Annotated in this window: 6 protein-coding genes and 3 pseudogenes; 4 read left to right on the top strand and 5 right to left on the bottom strand. The window is 56.5% G+C overall.

Annotated features, from left to right (window positions below):
- Positions 1–2,812: pseudogene (locus tag K675_RS31865) on the top strand (hypothetical protein); the annotation flags it as partial.
- An 89-nt stretch (positions 2,813–2,901) separates the two neighbouring features.
- On the opposite strand, the gene K675_RS0115595 reads toward K675_RS31865, so the two are convergent.
- The 4 genes and pseudogenes from K675_RS0115595 to K675_RS0115605 all read right to left on the bottom strand — a co-directional run bounded on the left by K675_RS0115595 (position 2,902) and on the right by K675_RS0115605 (position 4,991).
- Positions 2,902–3,417, bottom strand: a complete 516-nt coding sequence (locus tag K675_RS0115595; protein ID WP_017904432.1) for a hypothetical protein — start codon at positions 3,415–3,417, stop codon at positions 2,902–2,904.
- 50 nt (positions 3,418–3,467) lie between these two features.
- Positions 3,468–3,755 (bottom strand): barstar family protein, encoded by a 288-nt coding sequence (locus tag K675_RS0115600; RefSeq protein WP_017904433.1) that lies wholly within the window; start codon positions 3,753–3,755, stop codon positions 3,468–3,470.
- Between the two features lie 79 nt (positions 3,756–3,834).
- Positions 3,835–4,146, bottom strand: a pseudogene (locus K675_RS33650) (hypothetical protein).
- Positions 4,147–4,166: 20 nt separating this feature from the next.
- Positions 4,167–4,991 carry a hypothetical protein gene (locus K675_RS0115605; protein ID WP_017904434.1) on the bottom strand — a complete coding sequence of 275 codons (825 nt, stop codon included), beginning with the start codon at positions 4,989–4,991 and terminating at the stop codon, positions 4,167–4,169.
- A 345-nt stretch (positions 4,992–5,336) separates the two neighbouring features.
- Between K675_RS0115605 and K675_RS0115610 the strand changes: the two genes are divergently transcribed.
- The 3 genes from K675_RS0115610 to K675_RS0115620 are packed head-to-tail and all read left to right on the top strand — an operon-like array spanning position 5,337 to position 9,537.
- Positions 5,337–6,176, top strand: a complete 840-nt coding sequence (locus K675_RS0115610) for a hypothetical protein (RefSeq protein WP_017904435.1) — start codon at positions 5,337–5,339, stop codon at positions 6,174–6,176.
- Between the two features lie 6 nt (positions 6,177–6,182).
- Positions 6,183–8,327, top strand: a complete 2,145-nt coding sequence (locus tag K675_RS0115615) for a S8/S53 family peptidase (RefSeq protein WP_017904436.1) — start codon at positions 6,183–6,185, stop codon at positions 8,325–8,327.
- Positions 8,314–9,537: a trypsin-like serine peptidase gene (locus K675_RS0115620; RefSeq protein ID WP_080635356.1), complete on the top strand. Its 1,224-nt coding sequence runs from the start codon at positions 8,314–8,316 to the stop codon at positions 9,535–9,537. The genes K675_RS0115615 and K675_RS0115620 overlap by 14 nt, the downstream gene beginning before the upstream one ends.
- Before the next feature lie 70 nt (positions 9,538–9,607).
- Here K675_RS0115620 and K675_RS32345 read toward each other — a convergent pair.
- Positions 9,608–10,461: pseudogene (locus K675_RS32345) on the bottom strand (IS5 family transposase).
- Positions 10,462–11,017 lie beyond the last annotated feature (556 nt).

Consider the following 11,017-nt stretch of genomic DNA (forward strand, 5'->3'; position numbering starts at 1 on the left):
AGGGCATCTGTTGGAGTCGCTGTTCGCAAACCTTTGGTCAGATAGCAAGATCGTTGTAAATTTCCAGAACATCCCTCTCCCTGACTTTAATCTTCCCGCTCCAACAATAGATTTTACAATCCCCATTCCCTTTAAACCCATTCATGTCCACTATGATTTAGAGTTTGCTTTCCGGGAAAACAAATTACTGGGCGCTCAAAACTGTAGCAGCATCACACGCTCCATTAGCCAGAGCGACAATAAAATCACGATAGATATAAACTTTGGGCCTATTCAACTTGTGTCCCAAGCCCTCACTATTTATGTCAATCGCCAACCACACGACGAAGCCGTATTAAACTGCAGCTTTATACTGGGCGCTTCGTTACATTTCATCCTTGAGAGTGACGGAACCACATTAAGGCTTGACAGCATTTCAGACCCAGCTATCCAAGATGTCAATTTCGTCATAAAAGACCGACTCCTCTTTGACGGAAATCCCTTCTCCTTGGGACCAAATTGTACGAACAAGCTCAGTGAGAGGTTGATGCTGATCATTGCACCTCGGTTCAAGCAAATCTTGCCAATCCTGGGTGATGGGTTTGCAGTGGCTTACAGCGCTGTTCGGAAAGTGGGCGGGAAAATGCTAACCATGGCCAACGGCGGTATAGGCGGGCGCGGCCAGGACGGAGGTACTGGAGGCGCTGCCGGCCAAGGCGGCAATGGAGGAAGTAGCGGGAACGGCGGAAATGGCGGAGTAATCAACGTCTATTCGGGCGACCTGGCGCCAGGTTTCCTCCTTGCGACGGCGGTTGAAGGGTTCGGTGAACAGGTCGCTCTTCCGGGCAACGGTGGCTTTAGCAATGCCTACATCGGTGGGCCACTCGGCTCCGCTGGTGCACCAGGTCACAATGGAACCCCCGGAACAGTCAAGCTCAATGGCAGCGCCTACCGTTACTTACAGAAGCCTCCTGATTTCGATCACGCTGCGTTCGCAGACCAGTTGTCGATCGGCCAACTTCTGCTGGAGCAACAAGGTGCCAAGCTTGCCTTCATCTCGGCAGAGGTGCCGGACGACAGTGCGAAGACCCAAGACAACTACAAAGCGGTAATCCCGCTCTATCTATGGCTCTACGACGCCACCCTCCCGTATATCGCGGGCAATCCTGGTAACCGTCCTCCAACCGCCGTCGCTACGCTCAAGGGTATCAACTCCGCCGCAAGCCTCGCCCTTTCCCGTCTGAATGCTGGGATGAGCTACTACGGGACGCCGATCACCTGGACACCGGCGACCAGCGCCTCTGCCTGGAATCAATACATCAGCAGTTTCATCAATTACGGCAACATCCTCTCACAGGCTTACACCACCGCCTCGGCGACTCAGGCTAGCAACCAGACACAAATTAATGCCGTCATCGGTGCCAAGGGCACCATTGATGCTCAACTGAGCACGCTCAACAGCCAAATCAAAACACTCCAGGTTGGCGTTAATTCTTTGAGCGAGTCTATCGGCCAAATGACCCGGCAGATCGACGCGCAGACCAACAAGATCACCAGCGAGATCACAGCGGATGCCAGAGCCTATCTGCGAGATATCGGTATGGGGTGCTCGCTCGAGGATATCGTCAAAATTCTGCAGGGTATCTATGCCGTTGGTTCCGGCATCGCCAAAGCCGAAGAGGATATCGTCGGCGCCATCAAAGGTATCGGCAAGGGGTTGAAAGACATCTACGATGCCAACCACAACGCCATTGCCAGTGTGCAGACAGCGCAGGCCAACGTTGCATCTTTGCAAACCGCATGGAATACGCTGCAGGAAGATCTCAACGGCAATGCCTCGGCGGGTGTGATCGCGATCGACGGCGAAAAGTTTGAGACATTCGTCAGCCAGACATTCGGTGGTTACAGTTTCACCGCACAACTTCTGGCGGATATGCAGGCGCTCATCACCCTGGGCCAGCGACGCAACACCGCACGCTCAACGCTCACCATCCAGGTCGCGGAAATCCTGAAGCTTAAAGCCGAAGTCGCCCAGTTCTCCAACTACGCCGAATATATCCAGGCGATGGCCGCTGAAAGCGTCGTACCGGTGGAGCCCCAGTACGTCCAGTTCTTGGCAAATAGCTACAACTACACCGCCAATTGCATCGTCGACATGATGTGGGAGATGAACCAGGCACTACAGTACCTGACTACCTCCCCATCAACACTGCAGATCACTGGAATCGATATCGCAACCCTGAGCGCCAAGCAAGCGCAGCTCACCCAGGAACTCGCCTATGCCAAAGAGGAGGCCGCTAAATCTTTCGCAAGCTTCGCCGGTATCTCCTACGAGATCCCGTGCAGTCCCGAGACACCAGCCCACAGTCAGCTCACAGCGTCGAAAAAAATGGTTTTCAATCTGCCGACCAGTGTAAGTGCCGCGCTCTTCAATAAAGCAGGCTCGGTGACCCTCACAGAGCTCACTGTGACCTTGGACGGGCTGTCAGGGTTCAGCGCACAGGCGGCCGTCGATGTCGGCATAGGTCAGATCGGTCCCGACAGCCGGTACAATGTGAACACCGAAAAATGGATGGCGTTTCCCCATGCGCCGGTAACCACCGAGTATCGTTACGTTCCCAGCAGTCAAAAAGTCCAAGTCATAGCCTCCTTCGCCAACGGGGACAATTACAACGGCGTCAGCCCGTTTGCCTACTGGGTATTGGACTTCAGCTCGGAGCTGAACGACTGGATCGACTGGAGCCTAGTTAAGACGGTCGTCCTCAACTTCTCCGGCACAATGCAGCCAAAGCACGTGTCGCGGACGGCTGATGGAAAGATCGAGGCTGCATAAAAACAGGTGAAACATTCCTGCCCTGCATTCCGGCCGGATTTCACAATCCGGCCGGTTTCATTTCCGATGCCCTAAGCGATGAACGCAATCTAACCGTCATACCGGAATATCCCGGCAATCAGTTGGCCCTCTGCGTCGTTGAAGTCGGTTCGGTACCTCACGGGGAAGACCTGGACCTCTGTACCAAGGGAGGCCAGTAGTGCCCTCTCGTGCTCCTGGTTCAGGTCCTTCAGCAATGGGTGTGTGCTGAAGTGGAAGCTTTCGCCCTCATGGAACATCGTGAGGCAGTACGCATCCTCATTCACCACGTAGCCCTTGAGGCGCTTTCCATCAGCCGTCTCGATCGTGGCCCGCACGAAAACGCGCATCCGTGGTGGAAATGGGTTGGATTCCAGCAGGGTGTAAACGCTGTGCTCGTTGCCGGCGGAGTTCACCTTGAACAACTGAAGCACTTGGTCCCGATCCAGCCCCCAGCGCACGACATCATCGATCTCCTCATAGTCGTAGTGCTCCGACCAGACGGGGTAGTAATCGAATGCCGCTTCGTCGAGTTGGCTCTGAGGCAGCACGCGGAATGCAGCAATGGCTTGCGTATCAATGGCCACAGGGGCTCCTGGAAACGTGATGAGGTTTGGCGATATGGGCCTGCCGTGGGTCAACCAAACTCAACATCAGGCGCTTCGTCAGGGTACTGCACCTGCATCTCGTCAAGGCACTCTTTCAGCAGTCTGGCATCGTTTGGCAGGCGCCTGGAAAAGCTTTCCCAGCCCAGGATTTTCAGTCGCCGAGGCATCGGGACGAGGCCGGTTATGGCATCCCAGAAGGCATCCCAATTGCGGCCATACCAACCGGGGAATTCAAGGGCATTGCTCAAGGTGGAGTGGACCTCATCCGAGCTTTCTGCGCTCCTCAAATCGACTTCGACAAGCGGGAGTCTCGTCATCCTTGGTCCTCCGAAGGTTTGTCATGCGTAGTGCTCGTTGAAGCAGTAATGCGGAGACTCGATGTGCGTAGTCCTGCAGTTAGATCGGCTTGATCGACACCACTTCAAAATACCGGAACTTCTTCTTTTTCGCCTCGGCCTTGGCCTCCTGCTCGGCCGTGAAGGTGCTCAGCGTGTTGGCGTCGTAAGTGAGGACCTCGACCTTGCCTTAGAACTCCTTGGTGACGTGCAGGATCACGCGCAGATTTGGGGAGAGCGGCTTGGAGGTGGGCCGGCGTTTGGGAGCAGCCGTTGGCGTCCGTACCGGCGCCGGAGGTGGAGTTGGCTCGAACTCAATTTCAGGTGCCGGGGCGGGGATCGGTTTGGCGACTGGAGTGGAGGGACCGAACATCTAGGTCCTTGCGCAGTCGCTTATTCCTCTTTCTTGCCCTCCTTTTCCAATTTTTTCTTCCAGGCCTCCTTGGCCACTGGACCAAGGGCATCGGTCATGGCCTTGATCTCGGCTTTGCTCTGACTATCCAATCCCGCAAGTGCGCCGGTTTCCACGACCGAAAAATTGATGTACACATCACTGCCCGCCGGATATTTCAAAGGCTTTGTGAAGTTGAAATGATCATCAGCTACAAGCTTGTAGTTGAGCGGACCATTAGTCGTTGGAGCAGACACTGCAATCCCACCGATGCTCACCGCGTCGGCGACATTCTCCTGTGCGGTACCCGATTTGAAGCCGGTAGCGGCAGCGGCGACACTCAGGCCGATTCGGCCTTTGCCCTGCCCTTCATCCTTGGTTAACGCCCGACTAGTCCGTGACGCCACCAGCGCTGGCGCAAATTGGAAAGCGGCTGTTTCCTGATCATGCGTCTGGAACTGCCGCTTCACCAGCAAAATAGACATCTGCGTCGATGGATCGGTGTGGCCATTGACTCTCGCCAACACCAGGCAATTCAAGTTGTCCCAAGCGGCGGTACGGCCGGACCAAGAGGCGCCCCAGGACTTGATGGATCGCTCCTGGAACTCATCAACCTTGCGGTTGACGGCCGCGACGCCCAGATCCCAGGCGGCGCTGCCCATAGCGGTCAACACAGGTACCAGTACCTCAGCCAGCGCTGGGTTCTCGTCTGGCAAACACAATCGCTTCCATCTGTCACCATCCTTGCTACCGAACAGTTGTTGCCACGTGGATAGCTTGCTGTCCTTGCTCACCTCAAAAAGCTGCGTCGTCACCGGTACGAGCATGACACGCTCCTGATCACCGGTCGCCGGATCAAGTTTGGACGTAGTGAACACCGTCCATGTCTGACACCCGCTCAACACCATGCACGACAAAGCCACCGCCATTGGTTTATGCATCGCGACTCTCCCCTGTCACCTTGCCGAAGTTGCAATGTGCATGACTGGGTATAGTCGATCTTGCAAACCGCTCCGCCCGAGTTGAGGACAACAGTGCCACTATCCGACTAATGGCATTGCGCTGTTAAACCGCCATATCTATACCCACTGTTGCTGAACCCGCCGAAGCGGGTATCCATCACTATCATCGTCGAGTGCTGCGCAGTCGGCGCCGAGGCAGAGGGACCTTCCATGCTCCGCTGGTATGCACTGGCAGCCTTGTTCTTCGCGGCCTCGGCAACGGCGTCGACTCTGACTCGGGAAGACATCGAAGCCGCTATATCGGCACCCTCGTTCGATGCCGCGTTCAAGCCGTTCCTCGACAAACTGCCCCAGGTGGTGATCGCCGAACAAGGCAATGCCATCTACTTCATTGTCGAAGGTGACCTTTTGCTGGACGAGGAAGGTGTCCAGTCGTATCTGATGGCTCTGCGCCGCGGCCAGGTGCCAGCAAGGGACGGCGAGCTGCTGGTACTGACCGAACAGGGCAAGAAGGTGATCTGGCCCAAGGGCCAGCGACAGCTGACCTATGCCGTGGACCGTGAAAGCTTTCCCAGTCGAGCGCAATACCAGGTAGTGGTGGACAATATGCGAGCGGCTGCCCAGGACTGGATGTTCTGCAAGGAGTGCGCAATCAGCTTTGTCCACAAGTCCACGCTGGACTCCGAGCCAAAAGCAGGCGAAGTCACCTTCATTGTGCGGTACTCAGCCAGCATTGAGGGTTCCTTCGCTGTCAGTTTCTTCCCAAAGGCACCGCCAGCCTTGCGCTACGTGCATGTCACTCCTACTTACTTCACCACTGATTACGACCGTGTCGGCATCCTGCGGCATGAGTTGGGCCACGTACTGGGCTATCAACACGAACAGGCGGTAGGGGTACCCGGCTGTGCCAGGGAGGGCAACAACTGGCAGGAGGTATCCCCCTACAACCCAAGATCAGTCATGCACTACCTGTGTGGCGGTGGCGGGACCAAGCGACTCGTCTTGCAGAACACAGACAAGGCAGGGCATCGCGCCACCTACACGGAGTAACTTGCCATGAATCCATTATGGTTGTTGGGTTTGCCAATTGGTGCGGTAATGGCTGCAGAATCTGACCTGCCTCTGATTCCCCCACCGGACCTCTCCGCATTCGAGCAACTGCGTAAGGAAGTCGCCGAGGCGCCCAGCAGCCAGTCACAACTGCCCACTCAGATCGACAGCGGCGTGCTGGTGTCCTTCGAAGGAGGCAACGTAGGACAGTACGTCGCGCAGATCATGCTGGATCTGGGCAAGGAAGGCCGATTACCAAGTGATCACTACAGAGTGCAATCCGGCGACACGCTATGCGGCCTGCTCGACCAGCGTGGCTATCCACCACCGTGCCCCCCCATGTTAGAAGTGGTTCAGCAACTCAACCCTAATCGGCCGATGGCCCAACCGTTGAGGGTTGGAGAGACACTCAACCTACCGACTCTGGCGACCTGGCCGGCCATCGCCAGTAAACGGGTCACCGCAGCAGGCCCGCTTACTCAAGACGGCTGCACTCCGGCCTCGGATGCCCTGTTTAAATACTGGTCGAAACTTGAGCCTCGGGTCGTCAACTGCATCCCAGCCGCCGACAAAGAGCCTGCTAGCTCCGTCGTGCAGTACCGCGCCTACCAGTTCGTCGTACCGACGGACACCGACGAAACTTCATTGAAAATCCGTGCGCAACTGGAAAACAGCAAAAGTGCCAATGTTCGCTTTGATGTGATCCCCCATGCCACGGATAACGGCGTCCAGCTGTATGCCGAAAACGCACCGACAGCGGACGCCTGCTCCAATGGGCTGAGTGATGAAAAACCTGTCGACTACCTGAACCAGTTCGACTACGACCGCGACGCGCTGACGGCCGTGCGCGACAGCATGTACCCTGGTGGTACGAAACGCGATATCCGGGTCGTGCCGGTGTACCTGATCGATACCCCACTCGATCCGTCCCCAAACCTGTTCCCTTCCTATGTGAAAACAAAACCCACCCAAGCGTTAAGTTGCAAATGGGCCTCCCCTTTCAGAAATCGCTTCCATGGCACTCACCTGGCCGGCTTGATTGGCAGCCAAGGCTACGGTTTTCGCAGCATCTCCACCAATGCAGCGATTTTCCCCTTCGTCTGGAACAATGTTAGGGACGACGATCAGCTATACCCGGCATCCCCGGATCGCAACATCCAATTACAACAACAGATCCTTGGCGACGCAGATGCTCCCCGCGGCATGACACGAGCAATTTACGTGGCAGCGACGGCGTTCTCGCTGAACACGTTGAGGCCTGTGGGTGAACGCTTGGTTAACTCCGATCACCGCTGGCAGGAAGCCATTCTCAAAGCAGTCAAGAACTCGCGCTCATTATTCATCACCTCCGCAGGGCAACCCGCCACAGAGCAGGAACAACCCAGCGAGCTGACCAACATGTCCAGCAAAGCACCGCAGAACCTCGGCGACTTGCCCAACGTCATCGTTGTTACGGCGTGTACCACCTGTGATCGCAATAACACCCGCCTGATGCATAACGCCAACTTTGGCAGTGGCATCAACCCAATCGTCCAACTCGCTGCCCCAGGCGGTCAATCGATTCCCGGGTGGGTGACGACCGACCGCATTAGTTCAGCCAACGGCACGTCGCAGGCCACGGCATTGATCGCCAGTGTTGCGGCTGCGATGCGCGGAGCCTGGCCAGAGGCCTATCTTGAACCCGTGACAATCAAGGTGCGCCTGCAGGTCACTTCCCGGCCCATGTCCCGAAACACCGACGGCTCTGCCAATCCAGACGAAGCCAAGATTGCCGCTGGTGTCGCCGACCCCGTACTGGCACTACTCGATCCCGACCGACACTGGTTGAAGGAAGGCGGCCAATGGCGAGCGGTGAAAATCCGGCAAATGCAACCGCAATACATCTCGTTCGCCGATGCCAACGGCAAGAGCGACCGAGTCAGCAGCAAGGCTCTAAAGCGCGTCCTGACCTTATCCGATGGTAGCCAGGCGGCTTATGCCTATGAGCTGGTCAATGGCGTCGGTGAGCCCGGGGTAGTACGCCGCATCGGCCCAACCCAAGTGGCTGAAGGCTCGCTGACGCTCTGCGACAGGAACGAGCCACTTCCGCTGGCCGATATCCAGGACATCATTCTTTCCCCCAGAGGCATCGAGAAGAATGAGTGTCTTTAAACACTCCTTGCTCCTAACCCACATGCTGCTGGCGGCAAATGTGCTGGCCGATCAATGCAGGACTGCCGAATCCGTCACCAGCTTTGGCGCCTGGTTCTCCCAGGGAGCACGACTCACGGCAAGCCAGCCATTCCAGACCATCAAGGCACCCACTGCGGAATGGCCCGTTGACAGCATGAAATTGCGCCTCGAGGTCGCGTCAGGTACCGACCGCCAGTGGCATCTCCTGGTCTACGCCCCCGACTATCGGGTACTCGCAAGCTTTGGCCCGAACGATTTCTCCAACAAAGGCCAACTGACGGCATCACGCTGGACCGGGCGCTTGCCCCATGATCGGGTTCAGGTCGAACTGGTGACCGCCCGGCCCGACTCAGACACTGTCATCAAGATCCCAGCCGGAATCGCCTTGCCGAAAGAAAGCAGCGACCAACGCGTGTTCTCCGTACAGACACCCGGCATCGTGGGCTGGAACGACCTTTTCCCCACTAATGGTGCAATGGGCGATACCCTGCCGCGCAAGGCCGGTGCCAAGATCGGCATGCTCATGACCGCTCGGCAAATACCAGGTGGCGACAGGAGCGCCTGGTGCTGCTCCGTCGTGATGATTGGTCCAGGCCTGGCATTGACCAACTGGCATTGCGGGGGCGACAGCCGTTGGATGCAACCCACCGATTACTGGGAAGGTAATGTATGCGTCAATGCCACGCTGGATTTAGCCTGGGACGGCGGCACGATCAGACGCCAATACAACTGCACCCATGTCGAGGCCAAGAACGAAGCACTGGATTATGCTGTGTTACGCGTGCAGCCAGTCGTGGGTACCGGTGGTGTAGTGGGCGAGCCGGTCTATGAGCGCCTGGCCAGCGTTCCTGAGGCAAAGCTTGGCGACGCGTTCATCGTCCACCACAGCATGTGCCAAACCAAGCAGGTGAGCGACAAATGCAAAGTCCTCTCTCTCGACCATCCGAACTGGCTCAAGGACGATGGCCCTCGCGAGATCACCCATGATTGCGACACGGAGCACGGAGCATCCGGCGCAGCGGTCTTCAACGCCCGAGGGCAGGTTGTCGCCCTTCACCATTTGGGTTTTCGCCGAGACCCTCAGACCTGTGAGCGGCAGGACACGGTCAACAAAGCGGTGCCACTGAGCAACATCATCGAGGATCTCAAAGCCAACACTCCCGCGCTAGCCAAAGAGCTGGGACTGTGAACGTCAGTTAGGTTTGTACGATACCTAGTTTAATGACTCGCAGACCTCGAAGATTCAAGTGTGTGGTCTACTAGGCAGTGTACGAAAAGTAATGTCGTAGACACCGCCGCCAGCAAGCGAGTGTGACCATCGCTGCAAAGCTTTCCGCCAGTTTGCAGTAGCGTGTCGCCAGGCGACGGTGCTCCTTTAGCCAGCCAAATAGCCGCTCAATGGCGTTACGCTGTCGATACTTGGGCCTGTCAAACAGCCGTGGTAAACCCGGTTTGGGTTTGCGTTTCATGTCACGCAGCGGAGTCACCGGCTGCATTCGATAGCGGTCACAATACTGCTGCAAGGACTCCGCGTCATAGCCCTTATCGGCCAATAGCCAACGGCATCTCTTACGTGGCCGACCTCGATTAGAGGGAATGTGCATACCATCCAGCAGTGGCTGAGCCTGTGAAATGTCGCTGACTTGGCCGCCAGAGAGCCTGAAGTGCAGCGGTACGCCGCGGGCGTCACTAACCATGTGAATTTTCGTCGTTAACCCACCCCGACTTCGTCCAAGCGCGTGGTCCCTCGGTTCTTGCGCCCCCCTTTTTGACCGACCCCAGAAGAGGCTCGGGTGGCCCTCACGGCCGTTGAGTCGATGCATCAGGTGTTCAAGTCAATCAGTCCTTGGGCATTGAGCTTGACGTGCAATCGTTTGAGCATCTTGTTGAAGGTGTCCTGATTGCGCCAATCTCGAAAGCGCTGATAGACCGTCGACCATGACCCGAATCGCTCTGGCATGTCCCGCCAGGCTGCCCCCGAGCAAAGCACCCACAACACGCCGTTGAGCATCAAGCGATCCTCGGCTCTTGGGCGCCCAGTGCGACGATGAGCAGTAAAAAGATCAGCGACTAGCTCCCAATCTGCCTCGGAAAGTTCGTATCGCTTGGGCATGGCAGAATCTCTCGCTTAAAAGGCGAGAACTCTACGGAAAATCAGGCCACCAAAGGCTGCGACGGGGTTTCAAAGGTTTTCATACAGAGCCTAACCCCGAACACCTCCCTCTGGCGAGCATTCTCGCCTAAATGGGTGTCCTGTTTCAGGAGGCCATTACAATTCGACATGAGGATCGAGATCGACACACCAACGCGCGCTAGGCGCGCTAGCTAACCAAGCCCATTTCCGTACATAGCCTAGATCTTGATGCGATAGTCAGACCTCAAATGACCAGGCCATCAATCGAGAACGTCGGATATGGCTTGGTGATGTATATGGAGGTGAACTGAACGGTTGTCAGGCGGTTCATTGCGGTACTGCCGCCCATCCTGAGCTCTATTTCCAAAACACGCCATCGAATACTGACTGTCGACTAAGCCGTTCTGACCTAACCTACCAGGTCGCTAGAGAGGCATGCAGTATATTTTACATTGCGGCCCAAAATGCTAAGGTAAGGATGCCACATAGCCATCACCAGATAAGGAGCATCTAATGAATAGTGAAAACCGAAAAA

The sequence above is a fragment of the Pseudomonas fuscovaginae SE-1 genome (assembly GCF_000364705.1).
GTDB classification, from domain to species: Bacteria; Pseudomonadota; Gammaproteobacteria; order Pseudomonadales; family Pseudomonadaceae; genus Aquipseudomonas; species Aquipseudomonas fuscovaginae_A.

Coding starts and splice junctions, on each gene's coding strand:
- K675_RS0115600 (WP_017904433.1), bottom strand. CDS start 3,755: ATGACGAGACTCCCGCTTGTCGAAGTCGATTTGAGGAGCGCAGAAAGC.
- K675_RS0115605 (WP_017904434.1), bottom strand. CDS start 4,991: ATGCTCGTACCGGTGACGACGCAGCTTTTTGAGGTGAGCAAGGACAGC.
- K675_RS0115615 (WP_017904436.1), top strand. CDS start 6,183: ATGAATCCATTATGGTTGTTGGGTTTGCCAATTGGTGCGGTAATGGCT.
- K675_RS0115620 (WP_080635356.1), top strand. CDS start 8,314: ATGAGTGTCTTTAAACACTCCTTGCTCCTAACCCACATGCTGCTGGCG.
- K675_RS0115610 (WP_017904435.1), top strand. CDS start 5,337: ATGCTCCGCTGGTATGCACTGGCAGCCTTGTTCTTCGCGGCCTCGGCA.